Source organism: Exiguobacterium sp. UBA3968 (assembly GCF_002385115.1).
Taxonomy (GTDB): Bacteria; Bacillota; Bacilli; order Exiguobacteriales; family Exiguobacteriaceae; genus Exiguobacterium_A.
The window spans coordinates 517,234-542,494 of the sequence record NZ_DGCW01000005.1; the positions used below are offsets into that span (position 1 = coordinate 517,234).

29 protein-coding genes are annotated in these 25,261 nt (G+C 46.6%); 20 read left to right on the forward strand and 9 right to left on the reverse strand.

The genetic code is table 11. The features are described from left to right. Positions 1 to 86: 86 nt before the first annotated feature. Positions 87 to 443 carry a hypothetical protein gene (locus B3S86_RS04280; RefSeq protein WP_290749475.1) on the forward strand — a complete coding sequence of 119 codons (357 nt, stop codon included), beginning with the start codon at positions 87 to 89 and terminating at the stop codon, positions 441 to 443. Between the two features lie 131 nt (positions 444 to 574). On the opposite strand, the gene B3S86_RS04285 is transcribed toward B3S86_RS04280, so the two are convergent. After that, on the reverse strand, positions 575 to 943 hold the full coding sequence (locus tag B3S86_RS04285) for a hypothetical protein (RefSeq protein WP_056060683.1): 369 nt from the start codon (positions 941 to 943) through the stop codon (positions 575 to 577). A 286-nt stretch (positions 944 to 1,229) separates the two neighbouring features. On the opposite strand from B3S86_RS04285, the gene B3S86_RS04290 reads away from it, so the two are divergent. The 5 genes from B3S86_RS04290 to B3S86_RS04310 all read left to right on the forward strand — a co-directional run bounded on the left by B3S86_RS04290 (position 1,230) and on the right by B3S86_RS04310 (position 7,810). Continuing rightward, a complete protein-coding gene (locus B3S86_RS04290) occupies positions 1,230 to 2,351 on the forward strand; it encodes an exonuclease SbcCD subunit D (RefSeq protein ID WP_035409684.1) in 1,122 nt (373 codons plus the stop codon). Further along, a complete protein-coding gene (locus B3S86_RS04295; protein WP_290749481.1) occupies positions 2,333 to 5,338 on the forward strand; it encodes an AAA family ATPase in 3,006 nt (1,001 codons plus the stop codon). Before B3S86_RS04290 ends, B3S86_RS04295 begins: the two co-directional genes overlap by 19 nt. Positions 5,339 to 5,351: 13 nt before the next feature. Beyond that, entirely contained in the window at positions 5,352 to 6,143 is a 792-nt protein-coding gene (locus tag B3S86_RS04300; RefSeq protein ID WP_290749484.1) for an aminoglycoside N(3)-acetyltransferase, read from the forward strand. Between the two features lie 57 nt (positions 6,144 to 6,200). Then, positions 6,201 to 6,938: a Bax inhibitor-1/YccA family protein gene (locus B3S86_RS04305; protein ID WP_214855528.1), complete on the forward strand. Its 738-nt coding sequence runs from the start codon at positions 6,201 to 6,203 to the stop codon at positions 6,936 to 6,938. A gap of 326 nt (positions 6,939 to 7,264) precedes the next feature. Then, a complete protein-coding gene (locus tag B3S86_RS04310; RefSeq protein ID WP_290749487.1) occupies positions 7,265 to 7,810 on the forward strand; it encodes a class I SAM-dependent methyltransferase in 546 nt (181 codons plus the stop codon). A gap of 40 nt (positions 7,811 to 7,850) precedes the next feature. Here B3S86_RS04310 and B3S86_RS04315 read toward each other — a convergent pair whose 3' ends face one another. After that, positions 7,851 to 8,726 (reverse strand): LysR family transcriptional regulator, encoded by an 876-nt coding sequence (locus B3S86_RS04315; RefSeq protein WP_290749490.1) that lies wholly within the window; start codon positions 8,724 to 8,726, stop codon positions 7,851 to 7,853. A 117-nt stretch (positions 8,727 to 8,843) separates the two neighbouring features. Here B3S86_RS04315 and B3S86_RS04320 point away from each other — a divergent pair, with 117 nt between their 5' ends. The 4 genes from B3S86_RS04320 to B3S86_RS04335 are packed head-to-tail and all read left to right on the forward strand — an operon-like array spanning position 8,844 to position 11,014. Next, complete coding sequence (locus B3S86_RS04320; protein ID WP_056060689.1) at positions 8,844 to 9,410, forward strand: DapH/DapD/GlmU-related protein; 567 nt, start codon at positions 8,844 to 8,846, stop codon at positions 9,408 to 9,410. 49 nt (positions 9,411 to 9,459) lie between these two features. Then, positions 9,460 to 9,852 carry a cyclophilin-like fold protein gene (locus B3S86_RS04325; protein ID WP_290749495.1) on the forward strand — a complete coding sequence of 131 codons (393 nt, stop codon included), beginning with the start codon at positions 9,460 to 9,462 and terminating at the stop codon, positions 9,850 to 9,852. Between the two features lie 25 nt (positions 9,853 to 9,877). Further along, positions 9,878 to 10,624 carry an SDR family oxidoreductase gene (locus B3S86_RS04330; RefSeq protein ID WP_290749498.1) on the forward strand — a complete coding sequence of 249 codons (747 nt, stop codon included), beginning with the start codon at positions 9,878 to 9,880 and terminating at the stop codon, positions 10,622 to 10,624. A 15-nt stretch (positions 10,625 to 10,639) separates the two neighbouring features. Continuing rightward, the gene (locus B3S86_RS04335; RefSeq protein ID WP_290749501.1) at positions 10,640 to 11,014 is read left to right on the forward strand and encodes a cupin domain-containing protein; all 375 of its coding nucleotides are present in this window, start codon (positions 10,640 to 10,642) and stop codon (positions 11,012 to 11,014) included. Positions 11,015 to 11,057: 43 nt separating this feature from the next. Here the strand turns inward: B3S86_RS04335 and B3S86_RS04340 are convergent, their stop codons facing one another. After that, positions 11,058 to 11,363: a hypothetical protein gene (locus B3S86_RS04340; RefSeq protein WP_290753304.1), complete on the reverse strand. Its 306-nt coding sequence runs from the start codon at positions 11,361 to 11,363 to the stop codon at positions 11,058 to 11,060. Positions 11,364 to 11,493: 130 nt separating this feature from the next. Between B3S86_RS04340 and B3S86_RS04345 the strand changes: the two genes are divergently transcribed. From B3S86_RS04345 to B3S86_RS04370, 6 genes are all read left to right on the forward strand, one after another. Further along, a complete protein-coding gene (locus B3S86_RS04345; RefSeq protein ID WP_290749506.1) occupies positions 11,494 to 12,228 on the forward strand; it encodes a nuclease-related domain-containing protein in 735 nt (244 codons plus the stop codon). 75 nt (positions 12,229 to 12,303) lie between these two features. Continuing rightward, the gene (locus B3S86_RS04350) at positions 12,304 to 12,726 is read left to right on the forward strand and encodes a MarR family winged helix-turn-helix transcriptional regulator (RefSeq protein WP_035408512.1); all 423 of its coding nucleotides are present in this window, start codon (positions 12,304 to 12,306) and stop codon (positions 12,724 to 12,726) included. A 68-nt stretch (positions 12,727 to 12,794) separates the two neighbouring features. Further along, entirely contained in the window at positions 12,795 to 13,805 is a 1,011-nt protein-coding gene (locus B3S86_RS04355) for an ABC transporter permease (protein ID WP_052019052.1), read from the forward strand. A 136-nt stretch (positions 13,806 to 13,941) separates the two neighbouring features. Next, complete coding sequence (locus B3S86_RS04360; RefSeq protein WP_035408510.1) at positions 13,942 to 14,274, forward strand: PadR family transcriptional regulator; 333 nt, start codon at positions 13,942 to 13,944, stop codon at positions 14,272 to 14,274. Next, the gene (locus B3S86_RS04365; protein WP_290749513.1) at positions 14,264 to 14,791 is read left to right on the forward strand and encodes a DUF2812 domain-containing protein; all 528 of its coding nucleotides are present in this window, start codon (positions 14,264 to 14,266) and stop codon (positions 14,789 to 14,791) included. The genes B3S86_RS04360 and B3S86_RS04365 overlap by 11 nt, the downstream gene beginning before the upstream one ends. 209 nt (positions 14,792 to 15,000) lie before the next feature. Continuing rightward, positions 15,001 to 16,215, forward strand: a complete 1,215-nt coding sequence (locus tag B3S86_RS04370; protein ID WP_290749516.1) for a hypothetical protein — start codon at positions 15,001 to 15,003, stop codon at positions 16,213 to 16,215. Positions 16,216 to 16,291: 76 nt separating this feature from the next. Here the strand turns inward: B3S86_RS04370 and B3S86_RS04375 are convergent, their stop codons facing one another. After that, positions 16,292 to 16,930 carry an SDR family oxidoreductase gene (locus B3S86_RS04375; protein ID WP_035408505.1) on the reverse strand — a complete coding sequence of 213 codons (639 nt, stop codon included), beginning with the start codon at positions 16,928 to 16,930 and terminating at the stop codon, positions 16,292 to 16,294. A gap of 264 nt (positions 16,931 to 17,194) precedes the next feature. On the opposite strand from B3S86_RS04375, the gene B3S86_RS04380 reads away from it, so the two are divergent. From B3S86_RS04380 to B3S86_RS15425, 4 genes are all read left to right on the forward strand, one after another. Further along, a complete protein-coding gene (locus tag B3S86_RS04380; protein WP_290749522.1) occupies positions 17,195 to 18,025 on the forward strand; it encodes a transporter substrate-binding domain-containing protein in 831 nt (276 codons plus the stop codon). After that, entirely contained in the window at positions 18,018 to 18,815 is a 798-nt protein-coding gene (locus B3S86_RS04385; protein ID WP_290749525.1) for a transporter substrate-binding domain-containing protein, read from the forward strand. The genes B3S86_RS04380 and B3S86_RS04385 overlap by 8 nt, the downstream gene beginning before the upstream one ends. Before the next feature lie 103 nt (positions 18,816 to 18,918). Further along, complete coding sequence (locus B3S86_RS04390) at positions 18,919 to 19,200, forward strand: hypothetical protein (RefSeq protein WP_290749528.1); 282 nt, start codon at positions 18,919 to 18,921, stop codon at positions 19,198 to 19,200. 111 nt (positions 19,201 to 19,311) lie between these two features. Further along, complete coding sequence (locus B3S86_RS15425; protein ID WP_290749531.1) at positions 19,312 to 19,587, forward strand: ATP-binding cassette domain-containing protein; 276 nt, start codon at positions 19,312 to 19,314, stop codon at positions 19,585 to 19,587. A gap of 69 nt (positions 19,588 to 19,656) precedes the next feature. Here the strand turns inward: B3S86_RS15425 and B3S86_RS04400 are convergent, their stop codons facing one another. From B3S86_RS04400 to B3S86_RS04420, 5 genes are all read right to left on the reverse strand, one after another. Next, complete coding sequence (locus B3S86_RS04400) at positions 19,657 to 21,024, reverse strand: amino acid permease (protein ID WP_290749534.1); 1,368 nt, start codon at positions 21,022 to 21,024, stop codon at positions 19,657 to 19,659. A 165-nt stretch (positions 21,025 to 21,189) separates the two neighbouring features. After that, positions 21,190 to 22,074 carry a hypothetical protein gene (locus B3S86_RS04405; protein WP_290749538.1) on the reverse strand — a complete coding sequence of 295 codons (885 nt, stop codon included), beginning with the start codon at positions 22,072 to 22,074 and terminating at the stop codon, positions 21,190 to 21,192. A 59-nt stretch (positions 22,075 to 22,133) separates the two neighbouring features. Further along, positions 22,134 to 22,727, reverse strand: coding sequence for a DedA family protein (locus tag B3S86_RS04410; protein ID WP_035408496.1), 594 nt, complete (start codon positions 22,725 to 22,727; stop codon positions 22,134 to 22,136). 124 nt (positions 22,728 to 22,851) lie between these two features. Then, positions 22,852 to 24,171 carry a Na+/H+ antiporter family protein gene (locus B3S86_RS04415; RefSeq protein WP_035409669.1) on the reverse strand — a complete coding sequence of 440 codons (1,320 nt, stop codon included), beginning with the start codon at positions 24,169 to 24,171 and terminating at the stop codon, positions 22,852 to 22,854. A gap of 312 nt (positions 24,172 to 24,483) precedes the next feature. After that, positions 24,484 to 25,035, reverse strand: coding sequence for a beta-class carbonic anhydrase (locus B3S86_RS04420; RefSeq protein WP_023467896.1), 552 nt, complete (start codon positions 25,033 to 25,035; stop codon positions 24,484 to 24,486). Between the last annotated feature and the right edge of the window lie 226 nt (positions 25,036 to 25,261).

Sequence of the window (25,261 nt, forward strand, 5' to 3'; positions counted from 1 at the left end):
ATGTTTTAAATGTTTAAAAAACAGGTAAATAAGACTTCAGACATAAATCGGTCTACAGGTTTTGAACGTGAAGAGGAGTGATTCAGATGAAACAAGAATTCGATCCGATGAAGGATCAAGCACAGACGGAAGAAACACAGGCGGTTGTCCAGCAAGCTAACTGGAATCCGGACCGGTACCGGACGAACTTGAACCCATTCTATCTGTCACCTTGTAGTGTCGAACGTAGAGAAGATTTGCATCAGGATGCATCGAAGATTCTCGAAGTCGAGACGTCGTCGCCCCTCCAACAACTTTTTGAACACAATCAAGCAACGCATACATCCGAACCAACGGGCAAAAAATTTAAGACAGGCATCGTCGTCGGTGTCGGTGCGATCATTGGCGGATCAGTTTCTGTGATTCGTTCCGTCCAACGTTTTAGAAAGCAACGGACGAAGTAATACGCTCGTTGTGAAAGCACAAAAAGCAGGAGGCATTCGCCTCCTGCTTTTTTTTGCAACCTCTTCATTTCACAAAGAAAAGAAGGGATTTTCGTATGTATATTGTTTCTATTTTGATATTTCTAGATTTATCAGTTAGTTATGTTATCAAACGCGGTAGATTTACCGTTTACGTAAACATCGATGATTTCATGTTCAGGATCTAAAGTTAATTTATAGACATGCTGCTTTGTCTTCTTATGAGTTTTAGATTCATTCAATTTAATCTTCAGCGTATCTCCTTGTGCTTCAAGATCAGAAGCGACTGCTTTCTTTGTGCGATAGATAATATAGGCGATATCGTCTTTCGTGTTGATCATTTGCAAAGTAGTGGCAGGATTTATTTTCGATTGGAGAGCGTTAGGTACTATTTTTAGCTCACTAAAACTGAGTTTAGAATCGTTTGCGTTACAGGCTGATAAAGTAGTACATAATACAGTCAACATTAATAATTTCTTCATATTTTTGCTCCTTCGATTCGAGTGGAAATGTATACCTTATATCTTAGCAGTTTTTTGAAGTTCCAAGTCATCAAAAGGTATAAGGTCAACGGAAATTGACTTGATGTTAAAGATAAAGTAGTTTTTTGATCAAAAAAATTCTAATTTTTTTTGTTTAAATGTATGGTAGTGTCGCTGTGTGTTAGGATAACTCCTCCTTTTTGTGTTCCAAACAGATGTTCGTCGCAGAACGAACGCTCGCATGCTACACTTAAGCTACTATATTTAAAAAGTGAGTGTGATGAAGATGAAATGGATACATACTGCCGATTGGCATCTCGGTAAAATCGTTCATGGCGAGTCGATGCTCGGGAACCAACGGGCGGTCCTGAGCGAGTTTTTGACACTCGTCGATCGCGAACAACCGGATGCAATCGTCATTGCGGGTGACTTATACGACCGTGCCGTCCCGCCGACAGAAGCCGTTGAACTACTCGATGAGACGCTCGCTGCTCTGATTCTTGACCGGGACATACCGGTCATTGCGATCAGCGGAAATCATGATTCAGCCGAACGGTTAAGTTTCGGAACGACGTTACTTCAACGGGCGGGTCTACACCTTGTTGGAAAATTGACGCCGGTCATCAAGCCGGTCGCGATCAAGGGAGTATCATTTTACCCGGTGCCGTTCGCTGATCCTGCGACCGTCCGGTATGTGCACAATGATGAAACGATCAAGACACATGATGACGCAATGCGGACGATCCTTGCCGGATGTGTCCCAGACGGACCGAGTGTTCTCGTCGGTCATGCCTTTGTCATCGGTGGACTCGAGACAGATTCGGAGCGGCAATTATCCGTCGGAACGGCAGGGCAAGTTAGTGCGAGCCAGTTTGCACCGTTTACCTATACAGCACTCGGTCATTTGCACAACCCGCTTGCAATTCAATCCGAGACGGTCCGATACAGCGGATCGCTCTTGAAATATTCGTTTTCAGAAGCACATCACGTCAAAGGCGTCGATGTGTTGACGTTGAACGATACTGGTACGTTCGATCGTCGATTCGAACCGCTTGCACCAAAACGTGATTTGCGAGAACTGACTGGTAGTCTCGATGAATTGACGGATCCTGCGTTCGTTGCGACGCAAGTCACGGATGATTATTTAAAAATCAACCTGACGGACGGCGAAGCCTTGATGGATCCGATGGGCAAGCTGAAAAAAATCTATCCGAACATCCTGCACCTCGAGCGAATCGGATTCGTCCGCGAGAGTACGCGGGCGGTCAAAGCATCGCGTGAGCAGGTCAAGGATGCTTCTGTTGCGGATCTGTTCAGTGAATTTTATGAAGCAGTTCGTGAGAAGAAGCCGACGGAAGCGATGCGAGCCGTCTTGAAGGAGGAAGCGACATGCGCCCAGAACGACTGACATTACGCGCCTTTGGTCCGTTTGCTGGTGAAGAGACGATTGATTTCACGGCACTTGCTGGACGGACGATGTTCGTCATTTCCGGGAATACAGGGGCTGGGAAAACGACGATTTTTGATGCATTGACGTTCGCCCTGTATGGTGAGACGTCCGGTGGTGAGCGGGAAATGAGTGAGTTGCGAAGTCATTTTGCCGTACCTGAACAAAAGACGGAAGTCGAACTGGAGTTTACGCTCAAAGGGGAACGGTATCGCATCATCCGGCAACCGAGTCAACCGCATCCGGTCAATAAAACCGGCTATTCGCATGAAGCAGAGTTCGCTCGGTTCGACGGCGTGGCGTGGAAACCACTTGCCATCAAGATTCCGGAAATCAAGCAGCGCGTTCAAGAATTGATCCAGCTCGACCATAAACAGTTTTCACAAATTCTCCTGTTGCCGCAAAATAAGTTCCGGGAACTGTTGATGGCAGAGTCAAAAGATAAATTGCAGATTCTCAAACAACTGTTCAAGACGGAACATTATGGTGAGTTCCAACAACGCTTGCACCGACAAGCGCTCGATCTTGCGGCACGCATCAAGGAAACGAAGACGAAACAATGGGCCAAGCTTGAGGAGTTACCCCTGCAAGCAAACTGGAGTGAATTAACTGAAGCGGACATCCGGTTACGAATGGAAGCGTTGACGACGGAACGGGATGAGTGGTTGACAGCGGCTCATGAAGCGGAGCAACAAACACGTACGATCGTCGAGAGCAAAACGACACGGTTGCAACAGGGCGAACAACTCGAAGCAGCTTTCCAAGAGCAAGAGCAACTTCAACGGACGGAGCAGTTGTTGCTTGAACGATCATCCGACATTAAGCGGATGCAAGAAGAAGCAACGGCTGCTGAACGTGCTCAAATCGTCGCACCATTTTTTGATCAATGGCAACAAGATCAAGAACAGCTAACACGACTTAAACGGCAACAGCAAGAAACCGAACAGCACGTCACGCGCTTGACAGAGCGGCAAGGCACCGTTCAAGACAAAGTAAATCGATTACTGGCGGAAGAACCGCAGATTGAACAACTGAGTCGTCGTCTTGAGAAAATTCAAGAAGAATGCGAACGGTTGGAAGCGGAGACCCTCTTACGGCAACAACAGCAACAACTGACAGAACGCTTAAAGCAACTTGATCCGGAACCGTTCAGGAAACAACTTGAACAAACGCGGACGGAGCGAAAGACCGTTCAGGAACAGCTACGACCATTGCAGAACGTCGGAGCAGAACGCTTACAGGCGCAAGAACGACGCTTCACCCTGCAACAGTTGGCGACGAAGTTCGCAGAGTATGACAAGTTGGAAGCAGAGCGACAACAGTTGATCGTCCGCGGTACAAGCGTCCGGGATCAAAAAGAGGCGGCAGCGCGTGCGTATGAAGTAGCTCGTAAAAGTGAACGGGAACAACTGGCTGCTGAACTTGCCAAGGGATTGACGGACGGGCTGGCTTGTCCTGTCTGTGGCAGTACGTCGCATCCGCAACATGCTGTCGCCGTCGCACAGGAACTATCGGTCGATGTAGCACAACAGCGGTTCTTAGAAGCACAACAAGCGCATCAAGAGTTACAAGCCTCTTACCGGACGGTTGCAGAGCGTCTGCAACAACTGACGATCGAGATTCAAAAAACTAGTGAAAACGAGTCAACTCATGCGGAAGTTTTAGCACAGCTTCGGGAAGTCGAACAGACGGAAGTCCGATTAGCGTCAGCACAGACGGAAAAAGAACGTCTTGAAACATGTCTTCAACAACTCGAACAATCGCTAGAGCAACTACAGTTGAAGATTGATAGGGTGGTAAAAGACCAAACTGTCATCGAATCGGAATTGGCACACTTGACTGGTCGCCTGAGTCAATCTGGAGAATTCGTAAAATCGTTATCAGCACTTCGTGAAGAACAACAACAGGCAGAAACACGCATCGAGCAGTTCGAGCAAGATAAACAGCGCCATTTACGCGAAAAGGAACAGCTCGATCGTGACTTGGCGGAACACCAAGGACGATTGCGTCAATTGATCGAAGCTCTTTCGGAACAGCGCGACCGTCTGACGAAGCGCGAAAACGAATTACAAGCAGTCTTGTCAGAAGAAGCGTTTCCGACGATTGAAGCCTTCCGCGATGCGAGACGGTCACGAGAAGACATTCGTCTACTCCATGAACGGCTGGAACAAGACCGTCTAGAGCGGCAGGAATTGAAGCTGAAACAGGAACAAGCTCGCTTGAAGACGGAAGGTCAAGTGCGTCCGGATCTTGAACTGTTGCGGATGGACTTGAAGGCGGCGTCGCTCGAACTGACGGAGCGGACCGATCGACGTGTCGGGCTCGAGAAGGAAAGGGCACAAATTGATCAGTTGATAACGGCGTGGGAAAACTTGCAACGCCAAATCGAAGATGAGGATGCGAGATACGGAGTCATCGGTGAACTCGCTCGCGTTGGTGTCGGCGAGAACGCACAACGGATGACGTTCGAAACGTACGTTCAGACGGCATACTTCGATGAAATATTGTTCGCCGCAAACCGGCATCTGCACGAGATGACCTCTGGTCGTTTCCAGCTTGAACGGAAAACGGAGGCGGGAAAAGGACTCAAGAAATATGGGCTTGATTTAAATGTCTTTGACGCATACACGTCGCAAACACGTCACGTCAAGACGCTATCTGGTGGAGAAAGCTTCAAAGCATCACTTGCGCTTGCGCTCGGATTGTCAGAAGTCGTTCAAGAAGCAAGTGGTGGCGTGTCACTTGAAACGATGTTTATCGATGAAGGATTTGGAACACTTGATCCGGAATCACTCGAACAAGCGATCGAGACGTTGCTCTCGATTCAAGCGAGCGGCCGTATGGTCGGAATCATCAGTCATGTGCAGGAGCTGAAGTCACGTGTTGATGCGAAAATCGAGGTCAAGCAAGGAAAAACGGGGTCGACGATAGCACTAGTCGTCGAGTAAGGAGATCAGAACGATGGAAACACGAAACATGGTCACGAAATCACAAATCAAAGAGGCGTTACGCGAATTAGGTGTGACGCCCGGTATGAAACTGTTCGTCCATACGTCACTCAAACAAATCGGCTGGATTCCTGGTGGGGTACAAGCATTGATCGAAGCCTTGCAGGAGGTCGTAACGACGGAAGGGTTAATTATGATGCCGGCGCAAAGTACCGATAATTCAGATCCGAAGAACTGGAGCCAACCGGCTGTACCGGAAGAATGGTGGGAAACGATCCGTCGTGAGATGCCAGCATATGACCCGGCAAAAACGGTCACACGTGGTATCGGTCGTGTACCGGAAGTCTTTCGAACGTATCCAGGTGTAGTCCGAAGCGAGCATCCGATGTGGTCGGTGACCGCATGGGGGAAGGATGCGGCGACATTCGTTGCCGATCATACACTGGAAAACGGTTTCGGTCCTGGCTCACCGATTGAACGCTTTATCGAGGCGGACGGTCAAATTCTCCATATCGGTTCACCATGGGATACGACGACCGTCTGGCATTATGCGGAATACGGGTTAAATCGTCCGGACGTCGAGGATGGTTGTAAAGTCAAAGAAGGAACGACGGAACGGTTCATCCATTACCGACACCGTCAAGTCGATAGTGATGCATTTGGCCCGATCGGGGAAGCGCTCGAAGGGTCGGACTTCGTGACGTCCGGTTTAATTGGGCAAGCGAAATCACACCGCATCGATGCCAAAGCCTCGATCCCAGTCGTCATGTTGCAATTAAAAGCACTCGATCAGTGGTTATTTTGAAACTTTTTCGGGAAGCTTTCGTAATACAAAGCAGAATCATAAAAAGGAGTGAATGCAATGGCTTCACGTTTTAAAGTTAACCCGGCATTGCGTCGTGGCTTCGATACGGCACGTGTCGGAGAACGACCGATGACGAAAAGCGGGACGATGAGTAAGATTTTCTTACTGCTCGCTCTCGTCACGGCAGCAGCTGGAGGAAGTTGGTTCTTCCTCGCAGAAAACCAAGGGTTGTTGTTCCCAGCCTTGATTGGTGGACTGGTCATCGGTCTAATTCTTGCCTTGGTCATCACATTCAAACCGGCGACGGCACCGGTTCTTTCACCGGTCTATGCGATCGTTGAAGGGGTGGCAGTCGGAGCGTTATCGCTCATGTTCGAAAGCATGTATCCAGGAATCGTCGGGAAGGCAGTCGTTGCGACATTCGTCGTTGCATTTGCGATGTGGTTCGTCTACTCGACTGGCATGATTAAAGTGACGCAACGTTTCCGTTCTGCGGTCACGGCAGCAATTCTCTCAATCTTCGTCTTGTACGCGGTCAACTTGATTCTGTCGTTGTTTAGTATCGATCTGCCATTCATGACAGGTAGCTCGCCGCTTGCGATCGGTGTACAGTTCGTCATCGTCATCGTCGCGTCCTTGTCACTCGTGATGGACTTCGATTTCATCTCACAACAAGTCCGTGCCGGTGCGCCGAAGTCGATGGAGTGGGTCGCAGCATTCGGATTGATCGTGACGATCATCTGGCTCTATATCGAATTACTCGATCTCTTATATCGCCTCGCGGCGCGGGATTAACAGCAACGGAGCTGACTCAAAAGTCAGTCTCTACAAAGATAGGGGTGGCAGAATGATGATCTGCCACCCCTATCTCGTAATAAAAAGAATGACTCGTCACACGCAACACCTACAGGAAAAAGCGCATTTATGCGCTGTCAGAGACAATCAAGACCCGCTTTCCTGCTTGAATAAAGCAGGAAAACTGGCTTGTGTCTCGCCTGAGGAAAGGGCGTGAAAAGACGTGTCATTCTTTTTGTTGAGTCAGCCTCGTTTTTTGTCGCAAGCAGGGATGATTATGTGAAATGAGAAATAAAAGAGTGGTGAAACGAGAAGGAGGATCCCATATGAAAGAACGTATCGTCATTGGAGCAGGACCGTACCACAACAATCCCGGTTGGTATCATACACAGGAAGATGAGCTGAATCTAATCAATCGGTCCGATTGGGAACGATTGTGTTCGAACGACACGTTGCAAGCGATTCTTGCGGAACATGTCTGGGAGCACTTGACGTTCGAAGAAGGAATTGACGCGGCACGTCATTGTTATACATACCTTGCACCAGGGGGATACGTCCGTTGTGCTGTGCCGGACGGTTATTTTCGGGATGACGCATACCAATCGATTGTTCAAGTCGGTGGACCCGGTCCGAATGACCATCCAGCGGCGAGTCACAAAATCGTTTATACGCACGAAACATTACAGCAGGTATTTAAAGAGGCTGGATTTCAGGTGCGTCTTCTCGAATATTTCGATCAGGATGGAATCTTCCATCAAGCGGACTGGGATGGCGCAGACGGTGTCATTTTCCGTTCGAAGCAATATGATCCCCGGAATGCAGAACAGATGAGATTTCCTTCGTTGATTCTTGATGCAATCAAATCGAAATGACAAATAACGGTGAGCGCCCAAATAGGTGCTCACCGTTTTCTTATGAATGAAATCCTTCCTTGATCGTTCGCAGTAACACACGCGCACTGGGCGATAAAGTCGCCTCCTTTTTCCAAATCAAATGGACGTCCGAGACGACGGGAGGATCAAGGGGAAGAAAGGTTAGATCGGAAGCGGTCGTATCGATGATGCCATCGATTGCTAGAGCGTGACCCACTCTTTGGCGTACGAGTAAAGACGCATTGAACAACAGATTATATGTTCCGATGATCTGACAATCCTCAAGCGTTAGACCACTCTGTTCACGGAAATACGTATCGAGTTGTGTCTGCTCGGATACGAGTAACGGGAGGGTGACAAGTTGTTCTCGTGAAATCGACTTAGACTGTGCGATCGAGGCATCACGACGTGTTAAGATTCCCCAACAGTCCTGACCGGGCAACCGTAAGGAATGAAACGCGGATAGATCGAACGGAGCAATGACCAATCCGAAATCGAGCAATCCCTTTTCGAGCCGGTCGAGTACATCATTCCCATTACCGCTATACATACGAATCGTTACATCAGGATGAATGGTGTGTAAGTCTCTAAACGCTTGCAACACCGTCGTCAATTGTTGAGTTTCGCCACCACCGATATGAATTTCACCCGTCAATACTTCTTTTGTGTTCAAGTCGACCAATACCTTATCTGCTAGTGTAACCATCTCGCGTGCGCGCTCTTCAAAGAATCGTCCCTTTTCAGTCAAACGTAGCCCTTGCTTCGAGCGTTCGAACAATTCGACCCCAATCGTATCTTCTAGTTGTTGCAGCTGACGCGATAATGCCGGTTGCGACAAACGAAGGATCCGTGCCGCCTTTGTAATGTTTTTTTCTTCGACTAAAGCTAAAAAATAGCGTAGTTGTTGTAATTCCATCATTTCACCTCTATCCATGCAAAAATCGTATGATTTATTACTTAATATTAGCATTAGACATGAATGGTTGTCAGCCGTAAGATGAGACCAAGCGATCGAGAGAAAGGAGGATGTACGATGACTGAACTGCAAACCTATGTAAGAGAACGTACGATTCTTCCAGCGGATCCGGTCCTTGAGCGCATTCATGCCATTCAAGATGAAATCGAACCGGAATTACAGCGATTGAATCAAGCGGTCTCACAAGAAGAGAGAAGACGGGCACTTGCCGTGATCACAGGGCAAGACATTGATTCGTCTGTTAGAGTCTTAACGCCTCTATTTACGGATTTCGGACGGCATCTATCCATCGGTAAGCATGTTTTCCTCAATCGAGGTGTCATGTTCACGGATCTTGGGTCGATTCGGTTAGACGATCATGTCTTAATCGGTCCATTCGCACGGTTGCTGACGGTCAACCATCCGGAAGCACCAACGAAAAGAGGTGGCGTTGAGACAGCACCGATTCATGTCGGGCGTAATGCTTGGATTGGCGCTGGGGCGACGATTTTGCCTGGCGTGACAATTGGTGAGGATGCGATCGTCGCAGCGAACGCCACGGTTACACGTGATGTTCCGCCCCGTACGATCGTCGCAGGTACTCCGGCGAGAATCATTCGAATGGTTGAGATGTCGGATGAGTAGATGGTACGGTTGTCTACTTGCATTTTTTCTATTGAGTGGATGCACCGACATGAAAGAATCGTCACGACCGAGTGAATTAGAACAAAAGAAGTTGAAAAGCGTCTTGCTCCAAATCGATGAAACAACCGTCCCGATTCGTTTTGCGGACAATGAGACAGCGATGGCATTGCAAAAAAGATTGCCGCTGACGATGCAGATGAAAGAGTTGAATGGGAATGAAAAGTATCATTACGTTCCATTCTCGTTACCGACGAATCCAAAGTATATCGGAACGGTGCAAGCGGGAGATCTCATGCTGTATGGATCAGATTGTCTCGTCCTATTTTACGAGTCGTTTCAAACAGATATTCAATACACGCGAATTGGTTGGGTCGAACCGAATCGATTATCTGAACTATTATCAGCTGATACAGTACGTGTTCAAATGAGCACTGAACAATAAGAAAACAAGAGAGGACGTCATCATCATGGCCATTCAAGGAAAAGTCATTATCATCACAGGAGCAAGTTCAGGTATTGGAGAAGCAACAGCACGCTTACTTGCAAGGCAGGGAGCAAAGCTAGTGTTAGGATCACGTCGCAATGATCGACTGGCGAAACTCGTCGATTCGATTCAAGCGGACGGTGGGAAAGCAATATACCAAGAGACAGACGTCGTGAAACTAGAGGATAATCAACGACTTATCGAAGCAGCATTGACGGCGTATGGTCGAATTGATGCGATTTTCCTTAACGCGGGGCTGATGCCGAGTTCTCCACTATCTGCTTTACAAGTAGACGAGTGGAATCAAATGATTGACGTCAATCTCAAAGGTGTCTTGAACGGGATTGCAGCTGTCATGCCGACATTCACTTCCCAACGTGCGGGGCATATTCTGACGACCTCATCCGTAGCAGGTCTTAAGGCGTATCCGGGTGGAGCCGTATATGGCGCAACGAAATGGGCAGTACGTAACTTAATGGAAGTCTTACGGATGGAGTCGGCGCAAGAAGGAACGAACATTCGAACGGCAACGATTTATCCGGCAGCGATTCATACCGAATTGCTCGAGACGATCTCACACGGGGAGTCGCTTGAAGGAATGACGGCACTATATGACCAATACGGTATCTCACCAGAGAGTATCGCGCGGATCGTCGCCTTTGCGATCGATCAATCAGAGGATACGAACGTGAGCGAATTTACGGTCGGTCCAACGACTCAACCGTGGTAAAAAGGAGGAGTATTAATGTTTCCACGAGGCGAAAAGAACGAAGCGTATCAAGAGGTATTCACAGGTATCAGTTATTTAGCACCACTTGTCGACGAATCGTTACCCGTTTCCGTATCACATGTGACGTTCGAGCCGGAGACGCGGAATCATTGGCACATCCATGATGGGGGATATCAAATTCTACTCGTCACGGAAGGGGAAGGCTGGTATCAAGAAGAAGGGAGACCAGCTCGACATTTGCAAGCAGGAGATGTCGTCGTCACGCATGATGGTGTGAAGCATTGGCACGGGGCAACACGGTCTTCCTGGTTTTCGCACATTGCGATCACTGCTGGGACACCACTCTGGCTCGAGGCAGTTTCGGACGAACAATATGAAGTAACGGAATGAATAGAAAGACCATCTGAACTTTGCTGTCAGATGGTCTTTTTGATCATATTCCGTGCTCGCTTTTTAGTTGATCGACGTATTGTTTTGCTTCGAGCAAAGACAATCCGAGCGTCTCTCGAACGCGTTTGACAGCTTCAACCGTCTTTCCTTCATGAAGCAACTGAACCAGTTCGACTTGTAACGCTGCTTCTTCTAGTGACACCTCATTCAGACCGAGGTGCTCTTCGATCCGTTGTAGCTTCTTCAGAATCGTTTGTTGGCGGCGTTTCGCTTCGTCTGCTTTTTGAGATAAGGACATCCAGATGAAGAATAAGACGATTAGTGGTGCGAACGTGACGACAGAATCCATGGAGAACACCTTCCTTTGTTTTACCGTACCATAGGAGATGAATCATAACAAATAGTGGAAAATGAGGTGGAAATTGATTATGCTGATATAGTGGAAAAGAAAGGGTTAATATGGAAAGGAGATAAATCTAGTGGACAATGTGTTAGTGACATTTTTGCCATTCTTGATTCAAGTTGGACTGCTCATGGTGCTGTTCTTCTTCGGAACGTTCGGTTTGTTCTTCTTCGTCAAACGAAGTTCATATCACAATAGCCGATATTACCGACTGACACGCGAGCCGTTTTTACGGATTGTTCGTGATAAAGGAAAATGGGGCGAGTACTTGACGACACGTCAACTCGATCAAGTGTCCGGATACGGCACGTATGTCTTTAATACATACTTACCACGTGCGCGTGGAGAAGGAACGACGGAAATCGATGTGACGTTCATTCATGAAAGTGGCATCTATGTACTCGAATCGAAAAACTACAGCGGGTGGATTTTCGGACGCGAGCAGGACCGTCAGTGGACGCAGCAGTTCCAGAATCGCTTCAAACAACGGTTTTATAATCCGATCAAACAAAATGAAGGGCATCTCAAAAGCATGCAACGCTTCTTAGAAGGAACGGATCCTGGACTCTTTCACTCCTTGATCGTTTTCAGCGAACGCTGTGAACTCAAAAAAATCACGGTCGATTCAGCGCATGTCCGTGTCTTGAAACGAAACGTCTTACGTAAGACGATCGAGCAACTCGCGACAGAAAAGCCGTTGACACCGAGTCAAGTCGATACGATTGCAGGAAAACTCGGTGTTCATTCACAAGTCGATCGTGCCACCCAACAAGCGCATATCGATGGGATTCGTCAACGACAGGCAAAATGAGACCGTTGACGAGCTCATTCTCCTTCAGGTATAGTGAATAAATAATAAGTAGTGCAACTATATGGAGATGATGGGATGAAAGAATCGGAATGGTCGCTTGGAATGCAATTATCCCGTAGTTATTATGCGTTCAAACGTGCTGCTGCTAAACGGATGGAAGCGTTCGGTCTGACACCAGAGCAGTTTTCTGTCCTGAGCGAACTCGCTAAACAAGATGGTGTTTCGCAAAAGCAGCTGGCACTCGTGACAGAACGTGATCAAACGACGATCGGTAAGATTCTCGATAAGCTCGGTAAAAAAGAACTAATCGTTCGGACGCCGGACCCCCGGGACCGACGAGCGGTTCTGCTCTTGATGACACGAGAAGGACGCGACATCGTCGATCGCCTCGGGCCAGAGCTCGATCAGCTACAACTCGAAGCGTTCCGTGGACTATCGCGAGAGCAAATCGAGCAATTAAAAGTAACACTTGAGACCATTCACCGGAATGTGACGTGAATGGTTTTCCTTCGGACATATAGTTGCACGTGATATTATAAGTAGTGCATGTAAAAGGAGATTGTAATATGAAAGCATGGAAAGATGTCTGGTCAATGACACAAACGAAAGTGGGGCTCGTCTTCGCAATCGTCGTACCGCTCTTGTTCCTCGTTGTCTGGATGACGGGTTACCAAGGAACGACAGAACGTCTTGATCAATTAAATGTTGGGGTTGTCGCAGAAGCGAATGATCCGTTCATCCAGTCGTTGCAACAAGCACCGTTCACGGTTCAGACGGTTGCAACAGAAACAAAAGGGTTGCAAGCACTTGATGCGAATGAAGTCGATCTCGTCTTACAAAAAGATGATGCAACGCATCAACTAACGGCACACGTCAGTCAGACGAATGCGGAATTCGCAAATGCAATCCTCGAGAGAGCAACGGAAACGATCAGCAAACAGTTGAATGGTGAGCCGACGTTCACGACGTCAATCGTTACGGAACATGCCGTCTCGGATTTTGCTTTATCAATGCTTCCGCTCGTTCTCGGTTTTGTCATTTACATCGCGATGATGACGATGGGGATACAATTTAATCTCGTCAGTACGATTTTAAAGAGTCGTCACACAAAATGGGATCTCTTTTGGAGTCGCCAACTCTTGCACGGCATCGTCTTACTCGTCGTACCGTTACTCCTCGTCTCGATGGCGCATCTATTGACAGATATCACGACACCGTTCGTGAAGTTATGGGCATTCGAGCTCCTCGTTGTTGCGACCTGTATCGCCGTCACGCAGATGAACTTTGCGATATTCGGACCGGTGGCGCCACTCATTAATGTCGCCTTGATTCCGTTCCAGTTGATGACTGCCGGAAATATTGTCCCGGCGAAGATGCTGGCACCGTTTTATCAATCGCTCGGAACGTTCTTACCTGTTCCGAATGCCGTCTCTGGTTTTGGTCGATTATTATTCATGGATGGATCAGTCGGGACGCAAGTCCTTCATCTATCATTACTTTTTGTTGGTAGTTTCTTGGTGACATGTCTCATTACAGTCTGGAAAAGAGAGGGCGTTAGGCAGCAAGCCATGGCTTGAAAAATAAAAAGATAAGTAAGAATCGGACATGTTTGAGCCTAGCTCAGACATGTTTTTGTTGTCAAATGATACAAAATAGGATATTTTTAGTATATCGGTAGCCGATATAACGGATGGTGTAATAAGGGGTGTGAAAATGTCACGTGCGGATCAAGCGACAGCATTAACAGAAGCTGTCTATTATATTTTGCTTTCGCTCCAACAACCGCGCCATGGTTATGGAATCATGCAATTCGTACAAGAGTTGAGTAACGACCGTGTGAAATTAGCAGCCGGTACCTTATATGGAGCACTCAGTAGCTTAGTGGATAAAGGATGGATTGAAGCCACTGATCAAGAAGCAGGTCGAAAGAAAGAGTACATCATGACGAATCAGGGACGAGATCGATTAATGCTAGAGCTGAATCGATTAAAAGAACTCGTACGACATGGCCAAGAAATGATGGGAGTGGAGCAAAGTGAGCAGTAAAACCGTTTATCGCTTTTATGCTGATTATGCAAAAGAAGAAGTGTGGTTAAATGAGATGGCAAACAAAGGCTGGTACTTACAGCAATTTCGATTCGGACGTTATGTATTCGTTGAAGGCGAACCTAGCATGTATACTTATCGAATCGAATTATTAGAAAACATGCCAAACCATCCGAAGTCGCAGAATTACTTTGAGTTTTTAGAAGAAATGGACATTGAAGTCGTCGATACATCATTCCGCTGGGTCTTCTTAAGAAAACGGACCTCGGATGAACCATTTCATTTGTACTCTGACTTTGAGTCACAGATCCATCACGAGCATCGGATTTTACAGCTCTATAAAGTCGTTCTTTTTGTTAATATCATCGCAGTACTTATTAACTTGTTTAATCCGATTACAGATACGATGATTTGGTTCAATCTTGCAATCGTGACGGGTCTATCATTCGTGATGCAACGCCATGAACGTAAAATTCAAACGTTACGTGGATTGCGTACTATTGTAGAACAAGATTAAATTCATACAAGTCGATCTCTCAATCCCTCACGTTGCTAAAATGAACGTAAGGGATTTTTTTTTGACGTATTCAGAATTCAAAATGAAAGTTTTTAAAGTGGGTCAATCCTTCTAACAGTCTTGTAAGAATGACATTATGTGCTGATTTAACAGTGTATAACTAGAGAGAAAGCATTATACCAATCAAAGAGTCGGGAGTAATGAATAGAATGGATAAGCTTATCCGAAATAAGTGGATATATTTTAGTCTAGTATGTCTTGTATGTGGAAGTATTCTTTTAGCGACCTGGATGAAAGTGCAAAAGGATCGCGCAACCGCAAATATTCTACCGCGTTCTTCGATTACAGCGATCGATTTCAGTCCTCAACAAGATACCGTGATGTTAATTTACCCAGGACAGGTGCAAGGGAAAACGAACGATCCTGAACTTGCTTACAGTTCGATTGTCACGATCAACATGAAAGGAAAGGTAGTAAACGAACGACAGGTTCATGATCTTCATTTTACGAACTTGACGCTTGTCCAAAAACCGAGTACGCCGAATGTGTTGTATGCCTCTGGCGCAGGATATCCGAATCACTTCCATACGTTCGATTTTACGAAACGACGGTTTGTTCAACATAATGTGACGTATTTCAAGCACGATCCCATGATGGAATCGATCAAACACTTTGGTCCGAATACATGGTTCAAGACGTTGAATTCATATAAAACCGGTACGCAGCGCTCGTCTCAAGGAACAGGATTTTCGCACACTTTTTCTAATTTTGATACAAAAGAAACCTATGAGACGCCTGCACGATTCGAACCAGGCAACTCGATGATGATTGAATTAAAGCAGCATTTAGCTTATGCCAGTATAGGTAGCGAAGATGAACAAGGAGAAAAAGCAGCGATGATTTTTTTGGATAAACGGACTGAAAAACCGATCGTATACCGTAAGAAGGAAGAACCTTATGCATATTCAGCCCTTTATGGTAAGGACGATACGGCATACTTCGCTAGTACGGATGGTTGGATGATTCGGATCAATGAGGCAGGGGAACAAACCGAGCGATACTATCCGTTTCTTCAGAATACGAATTTTGATAGTACCGATCCGATTCGAATGATTGATGCAACACAAGGGATTCAAGTCGCTCAGCAATTTTCTCGTGATAATCAAAATCGGGATCGCCACATCCTAGTCAAATGGTCGTTCGGTCAATCGTTCTCGGTCCAGAAAATCAAACCGCAATTTTGGAAAGCAGACAAATGGTACAAGTACTTATATATTCATCCCAAGACGAAAAAATCATACTTCATCGAATTTGACCCTAATCACTCGGATAAAGGAAAACTGCTCATAACGAATCAAAAGTATGAGTTGCTTCACGAGATTCCGGTGGAAGGACCGATGGGAATTGATTTTGTAATTGAATGAAAAGTAAAAGCGTCATGTAAAATCGCGGGCATCCAAAAAAGCTCACGTCTCAATTTCCGAGACGTGAGCTTTTTTATTAGAACAACTCGTTGATTGGTGTGTCACCTTCGAGTAGTGTGACGACTTGTTTCGATGCTTTATCATGACCGATCGCAGCTAAAATAACACGGGCGACATCCTCGCGTGGAATTTTTTTAGTCGCTTGCTCGGACGGATCCGTCGTGACGTTTCCTGTTCCCGCTTCATCCGACAGTCCACCCGGACGAAGAATCGTATAGTTGAGTGATGATTCCTTCAGGACACGATCCGCGTAGCGTTTCGCGATGTAATACGGCTTCATGCTGTCAGACCATGTTTCCGGCGAATCGGCGTTCAAGGCACTGACCATGATGAACTGTTTCGCCTTGATTGCTTCTGCTGCTTCAATCGATTTGACGGCACCATCGAAGTCGATCAGCATCGTTTTGTCCGCTCCTGTATGACCACCGGATCCTGCGGTAAAGACGATAACATCTGATCCTTGTAATGCTTCCGTGATTGTTGCGACGTCGGCTTCAAGATCAAGATGGACCGGGGTATGACCGAGTTTCTCAAAATCACTGAATTGGTCCTTGGAACGTAATCCTACTTTGACATCATGCTCCGAATCCTGCAGTAAACGAGCAGCGTGACGACCTACTTTACCATTTGCACCAATGATAAAAATCTGACTCATGTTCCATTCCTCCATTTCACGATTTGATGATTCTGTTTCAGTATGGAAAAGACGAGGGGATTCTGTAAAGAGAGACGACTTATGGAACTGTAACCGTCATCAAAACATCCTTTTAACGCTTTTATGCATAAAATCGTCAAATTATCTTGAAATCACGTGTAAGTGTGGTAGGATAATGACTATTACCCACACCGAAAATCGTTTAGGCTAAATTGTGGAAATATTCGGTGAATGGGCAACGACGAAACAGAAAGGAGAGATACGATGAGAAAGAAACCATGGCTATTAGCTGGACTTGTCCTGACAGGCGTTGCCGCTTGGATGATCTGGAATCAACAGACGAATGTCGAAGCACATGACATCTTCAAAGACCAAAAACTGGTTGTAGGAACGACGGGGGATTATAAACCCTTTACATACTGGAACGAGGAACGGAATCGCTATCAAGGCTTTGATATTGAAGTCATCCAAGCGTTTGCTAAAGCAGCGGATCTTGACGTGACGTTCGTCAAGACAACATGGCCGACGTTATCGGAAGATACGAAGTCAGGTAAGTTTGATATCGCTGTCGGTGGGATTACAAAGAAAGTCGAACGCGAGGTCGTCGGAGACTTTACGTCGTCGTATTTCTCCTTTCAAAAAGCACCGCTCGTAAAGAAGGAAGATGTCAAACGCTTGAATTCGCTTGATGCAATCAATGATCCATCCGTCAAAATCGGTGTCAATCCGGGTGGGACGAACGAGGCGTTCGTGAAGAAGCATTTTCCGAAAGCGAATGTGACCGTCTTTGAGAAGAATTTAGACATTCCAAAAGCCGTCCAAAGCGGTCAAGTCGACGTCATGGTAACGGACGACATCGAAGCGTTGCATTACGCAACAGAACTGAATCTTGCGGTTCCCAAACTCACTGAAGCATGGGAAGCAGCCGAGATGGCGTATTTGATGAAACCAGGACAAAAGCAGCTCGGAGACGTCTTCCGGGTCTGGATTGAAAGTGCGGAAGGACAAGAGCAGGTACAACAACTGAAGGAAAAATGGAACATCGTCTCGACGCGTGAGACGGTCGGAGCGAAAGGAGCGGGAGCACATGAGTAAATGGGGATGGATCGTCGTCGGAGGTGGCGTCTTGTTTGCCAGCTTACTAACACTTTGGCAAACGGAGCAACCACGACGTGTACAAGCAAAGAACGTCTTTGCGACGAAAAAAATCGTCGTCGGAACGACCGGCGATTATAAACCATTCACCTATTTAAACCGGAAGACGAACGAGTACGAAGGATTCGATATCGAAGTGATCCGTTCTTTCGCGAAGACGACCGGCATCGATGTGGAGTTCGTCCCGACGACATGGCCGACGCTGTCTGCTGATCTCGCTAGCGGGAAATTCGATATGGTCGTCGGGGGAGTGACGAAAAACATCGAGCGCGAGATCATTGGCGACTTCACGTCAAGTTACCTGTCATTCCAAAAGACACCGCTCGTCCGTAAAGAAGATGTCGGACGCCTCGCTTCGATTGAACAGATCAATCGACCGGACGTGACGATTGGTCTAAATCCAGGCGGAACGAATGAACAATTCGTCCGCAAGACGTTTACGAAGGCGAACATCGTCATGTATGAGCAAAACCTCGACATCCCGCATGCTGTTGCCTCAGGCGAAGTTGATGTCATGATCACTGATACGGTCGAGGCGATTCATTATGAAGCACTCGATCAACGACTCGCGGCACCAAGAATTCAAGAAAAGTGGATTCCGGCGGAGAAAAGCTACCTCGTCCGGGAGTCAGAAGGGGACGTCGTCGATGTCTTTAACCTCTGGATGCAGTCGTATGAAGGACAGGAAGAGATGGAGCAATTAAAAGAGAAATGGCAAGTGGCGTCATAAGTGGATCGTGTCTCCTGATAGCAGGAGGCATGATTTTTTAATGACAGGAATCTGATGGGAAAAGTCGAACAAGTATGTAGAAGCAAACCAGGAGGGAACCGATATGTTGAAAAAGAGAACATCGAAACAATGGCTCATCATGACCGCTCTTTTTGCCTGTGTCACTTACACATGGCTCGTCATCGGAGATGTTTGGATTAATCCTACGTTATTGTTCGCAGGAGAGCTTGTATTTACGAGTGGCGCGGTACTATCGTTTAGTCTCGCGTTAGCGCGAGCCGTTCGCTTAAAAGGAGTTGAGTTTAAGATGATGCTGGTGTCGGTAGTCGTAACGCTCGCCTTGTCTGCAGGTGCCGTATATGGTGTATACCAGATTGTAGAGTAATCGTTAGAGATTGAATCAAGGCACCGATTCAGGTGTCTTTTTTGATTTGCGAACAGAAAAAATAGGGAAATCTTGGACATGACTTTGAATTCATGGAAAGAAGGAATGAAGATGATTCATGTCGTGAACTTGACGAAGACGTACGATGGAAAGGATGTCGTCAAAGGGATTTCGTTTGACGTGCAAGCAGGGGAAATCTTCGCCTTTCTTGGACCGAACGGTGCCGGGAAATCGACGACTGTTCAGATGCTGACGACACTGATTAAACTGAGAATACCGATTAGGACGAGCAGGAAACGATTGAATCCGTTCATATTTCATCTCTCCTTTCTGTCGTTAAATTGTTTAGACGTTCGGGAAATCACGATTATCATGAATAATATGTGACTTCAAAATAAAAATACAGTGAATGAAAAAAACTCCTCTCATTGTGTCATGAGAGGAGTAGCAACAGTTTTATTTTTCGATTTTCGGTACTTTTACGATGTAGTAGATCGTACTTAAAATCAAAAAGGCGATTCCGATTAAGATTGAGACGCGTGTCTCGTCATTGAACAGCATGCCGACGAGTACTGTGATCAGCGCGACGATTGATAAATAGTTCGTCACCGGCGCACCTGGCATCTTGAACGGATGCGAGGCTGTCCGTTCACTTTCGAGTTTTCGGTAACGGATATGACTGATTAATATCGCGAACCACGGCACCATCCCTGGTAGTACCGAAGCGCTGTAGACATAAACGAAGATGTTCGTATCCTTTCCGAGAACGTGCGGGAGAATGATATCGAGAATGACACCAAAGAAAATCCCGATTGAAATGGCTAGAACTGTATAGAGCGGAATCCCACGTTTATTGACCTTTAAGAAGAAAGACGGCATTTGCCCTTTTTCCGCTAATGCATAGATCATCCGACTGGCGCTGAAGATTCCTGAGTTACAACCGGATAAAGCGGCCGTGATGACGACGAAGTTAATGATGCCGGCAGCAATCGTCACACCGACCTTGGCGAATGTCGCAACGAACGGACTTCCAAGATCGGATAATTCGTTCCACGGATACACCGTGACAATGATGAAAATCGCTCCAACGTAGAAAATCAGAATCCGCCAGACGACACCATTGATCGCCTTCGTGATGTTTTTCTCTGGATCTTTTGTTTCCCCAGCCGTGACTCCGATCAACTCGACACCGATGTAAGAGGCGAAAACAATCGAGAGGGCAAAGAAGAACCCGGTGAAACCGTTTGTGAAGAATCCACCGTTTGTCCAAAGATTCGAAAGACCGACTGGATTTCCTCCATTCCCTAGTCCAAAGAAAATAATGCCGAATCCAGCGACGATCATCAGAAGAATCGTCAGTATCTTGATCGAAGCAAACCAAAACTCGAGTTCACCGAACATCTTGACGGAAGCAAGGTTTGCGAGCGTCAAGAGAATGATGACGACGATCCCTGGAATCCATGTTGGTAGTTCAGGCCACCAGAAGCGTAAGTACGTTCCAACGGCGATGACTTCACTCATTCCGACGACGACCCAGTTGAAGATGTTGCTACTTGCTGTTAAAAAACCAGCAGCTGGATGGATATAATCGTTTGCGAACTTTGCGTACGATCCACTGTGCGGATGGGTGTAGACCATCTCGCCGAGTGCCCGCATGATGAAAAAGATAAAAACTCCGGCTAGCATGTACGCAAGTAAGACTGATGGTCCTGTCCAAGCAATCGTACTTGATGCCCCGAGGAAGAGACCAACACCAATCGTTCCTCCGAGCGCAATCATTTGTACCTGTCGTGCTGTTAAATCTCGTTTCAAATTCGAACTCATCGTTTCCCCCAAAAAAATCTGTGACGTCATAATGTTCAGACAACTTGTCGTAAGAACTATAAAGCTGAGTATACTATCCTCGGATAGGGCTCGGCTAGTCTTTTTGAAAATTTGAAATAGAGTTTTCAATAATCAGATATTCATGAAACAAATATGTAACAGCTTTCATTCGCTCATTAGTAGAGTGTCAAGTTGTTGACCTAGTCTACCAAAATACAGATGCTCAGCAGTTGCTAAGACGATCAAATCATCACGCATTGTAAGGTCACCTGACAGAGAATTTCCTTGTTCGGTCATGAAACGAATCGAACGAATGCTCTTAAAACGTGTTCCATTTCGTTCAAGTAAGTGTACGTCATCAGAGTATGCAGCAAGTAGATGATCATCGTACCGAGCGAACTGAGAAAAGGCGATCGTAGGAGCCTCACAAACGAGATCGTCCTCTTGATTAATACGGACGAAACGATAATCGGAGTAGTAGAAGAACCAGACTTCTGTTGATGAACAGACATTCAGAGCATAACAATCATCAATCGGATATTGCCGATTCTTATACTGCACTTCACCTGTATCGTCAAAAGCGACCAGACCGAAAGCACCATTTGAACTCGTGACGGCATCGGCATAGACACCTTCATCAAAATAACTGACCCAAATCCAACCTTGTTCGTCGATTTGCATATTTTGAATCCCGTCGTCTAAACAAAAGCTATTCAGTAACTGACCTTGAGGATCGTAGATAAAGGCGTTCGGCAACCATGTGCCGTCGATATCATCATCACAACGAGAAGCGACGAGTAACAGCCGTCCGTCTGGAAAACGATCAACGAGGGAAAAGTCGATGTCGTTTCTTTCGACGATCGTCGTCTTTCGCCAGTCATCCTTCAGTTGATGAATGGAGAGGATCTGTGTTTCACGAAATTCATCGATCGATTCTTCAACGATTAAAATATGTCCGTCGACAGTGATGCCAGTCGCGACCGGGCTTCCAGAACGATAGGATGCGGTCAAACGACGTAGCGGGAAATGGGCGAGCGGGTATGTGAGCATGGCAGGACCTCCTGTGTGTTGTAAAAAGCAGTCCGTCGACAGACAGACTGCTTGATGAGTTAAACCGACCGTTGACGGCGTTTATAGAAGAAATAGACGATAATTAAGGCGACGGCAGCAATCAAAACACCATTCGTATATGGTGCAGCGACTTCCTTGATCGAGCGCCAGTTCGTTCCGAGTGTTTCTCCAAGATAGAGGAACAAGATTGACCATGGAATGATGGCAAGAACCGTGTAGAGCGAAAACTTCGTTTGATCCATTTTCGCAAGACCAGCTGGAATCGAGATGGCATGGCGGACGACAGGAATGAAGCGAGCTCCGAAGATGACACCTTGACCGTACTTCAAGAACCAGCGTTCAGCTAAATCCAGATGATGTTCAGAGATCAGGACATACTTTCCGTACTTCAAGATCAATGGACGACCGCCATAGCGAGCAAACCAATATAAGAACAATTGCGACAACAATCCGCCAATCACGGCGGCGACGACAGCGAGCGGCCAGCTAATCGTTCCTTGAGAAATCATGAATCCGCCGTATGAGAGAACAATTTCGCTCGGTATGATTTCAATCATCAACCCGAGGGCGATACCGAAATATCCGAGATCGGCAAGTGAAAGCAAAATCTGGTTGACGATTTGAGATAACACGTAAGACAACTCCTTTGTAATCAGTACATTCCTTTATTTTAGAGAACCGAAGATCAAATGAAAAGGAAAAAAACGGAGACAATTAAAAAGACGGATCCACCATGATAGCGAATCCGTCTTGTTTTTATAATACGACCGCAGCAATCGTACCGAAGATGAGCAACGGAATATTGTAGTGCAAGAACGTCGGAATGACGGTTTCTCGCATGTGATCGTGCTGACCATCGGCATTCAAACCACTCGTAGGTCCAAGCGTCGAGTCTGACGCGGGGCTACCAGCGTCACCAAGAGCACCAGCTGTCCCGATGATCGCAACCGTCGCTTCTAAGCTGAAGCCGTACTGGATACAAAGTGGAACGAAGATCGCAGCGATGATTGGAACAGTTGAGAAACTTGATCCAATGCCCATCGTGACGAGAAGACCGATCAAGAGCATGACGAACGCGGCAACAAGTTGGGAGTCGCCCATCAATGCTTTTGAGTTCTCAACGAGCGGTTCGATATCACCCGTCTTACGCAAGACGTTCGAGAATCCGTTCGCTGAGATCATGACAAAACCGATGAATGACATCATCCGCATACCACGCGTGATGACGTCATCCGCTTCACTGAATCGAACGAGACGAAGCAACAAGAAGAGGATGAGTCCCGTCGTTGCAGCAAGAATCATTGATTCCGTCTGCAGTTGAACGATCAATGTCGCAATGACGACGACACCACTTAAGATCAGTTTCGTTTTCGTGATGACCGGGATTTCATAGTCGTCCGGGGCGATATCACGAATTTCATACGTCCGCTCTTTCCGGTACGTATACAGACCAATCAAGAGACCGACGACCATTCCGAGTGCTGGAATCGCCATCGCTTCGATGACAGAAACTCCCGTCGTATCAAGACCATTAGCTTTAAGGTTTTTCAGTAAAATCTGATTCAGATAGATGTCTCCGAATCCGATCGGTAAGAACATGTACGGTGTGACGAGACCGAATGTCATGATGATCGCAATTCGACGTCGGTCCATCTTCAACTGAGAAAAGAGACCAAGAAGCGGCGGAATGATGATCGGAATGAAGGCGATGTGAATCGGTAAAGCATTTTGTGAACTGATTGCGAGTAACAAAATCGCAAACAAGACGAATCCTTTTAATTTCTTGACCGATGCGGCACTTGCGTTACCACGTGAACGTGCAATCAATGCGTGAGCGAGAGCATCCGGTAAACCCGTTTTCGAGAGGGCAACAGCAAACGCACCAAGCATCGCGTAGCTAAGAGCGATTTCTGCCCCATCGCCAAGACCACCAGCAAATGCTTCGGTTGTTTTCGTTAAATCGAGACCGCCGACGAGACCGCCGGCGAACGCACTGATGACCATCGCGAGCACGATGTGGACGCGGAAGATCGCTAAGATGAATAGTAAAAAGACGGCAAACAATACGGCGTTAATCATTCGGTAAAACCACACTTTCTTTTGTTATCACTGCACTATACTAAAGTATCTTACAGCCATGGTGGAACACTGTCAAGGATAAAAGTCTGACCTCGTATTAAATGACTTCACGATAGACTTTCTAGATTTGCATAAAAGTCACGTTTTTTAATACCTAAAAGCATGAGGGGAAAGGCGTATAGATCACTGAAAACGGCTTAGACAAAAAAATGTGCCATCCTTCTCCATTACGAGAAAATGGCACATCATCTTTAATTTAAGACGGAGTAGAATATCCCGAATCTAATTGAGTTTCTTCTATAAAAGCAATCAGCAATCGACGACGTCGAGTTTACCGGTCCCTGGATCGATGACGAGTCCGTGGACATTCGTACCAGGTGGCAGTAAGGGGTGGTTCTTCACGAGACTGACGGAGTGGGCGACACTCTCCTGAACTGACGTAAAGCCACGCAACCATTGATTTAAATCAACACCTGATACTTCAAGCGTGTGAAGAATCTGTTGGTCGATACCTCGATCCTTCATTTCGCTGATCATATGTTTAGGATCAATCGTGCTCATGCCGCAGTCGTGGTGACCGATGACGACGACTTCTTCGGCACCCAGTGCATACAATGCGACGAGAATCGAACGCATGACAGAACCGAATGGGTGCGATAGGATAGCACCGGCATTTTTGATGATCTTCGCATCCCCGTTCTTAAGGCCGAGTGCGTGTGGAAGAAGTTCCGTTAGGCGAGCATCCATACACGTCAGGATGACGACCTTTTTGTCCGGGAACTTATCCGAGACGAACTGCTCATACTGTTTTTCGGCGACGAATCGCTCGTTGAAAGCTAACATTTCCTGTACAACTGACATTTAAGTGTCCTCCTTTAGTGGTAGCTCTTAATATGTACCCCATAATCAGAATACAAGATGATGAAATGGCTATCAAGTCACGAAAATGCGAGTGTGATAAATCGCACACGTCTTCGTACATAGAGCAAAACGATGAAAAAGGAGAATCCGCAATAGATGTAAACGTTACCAAGGGTGTGAGGGAATTCACAGGATGGTCATGCACAAAACAGGAAAAAGGGGTTAT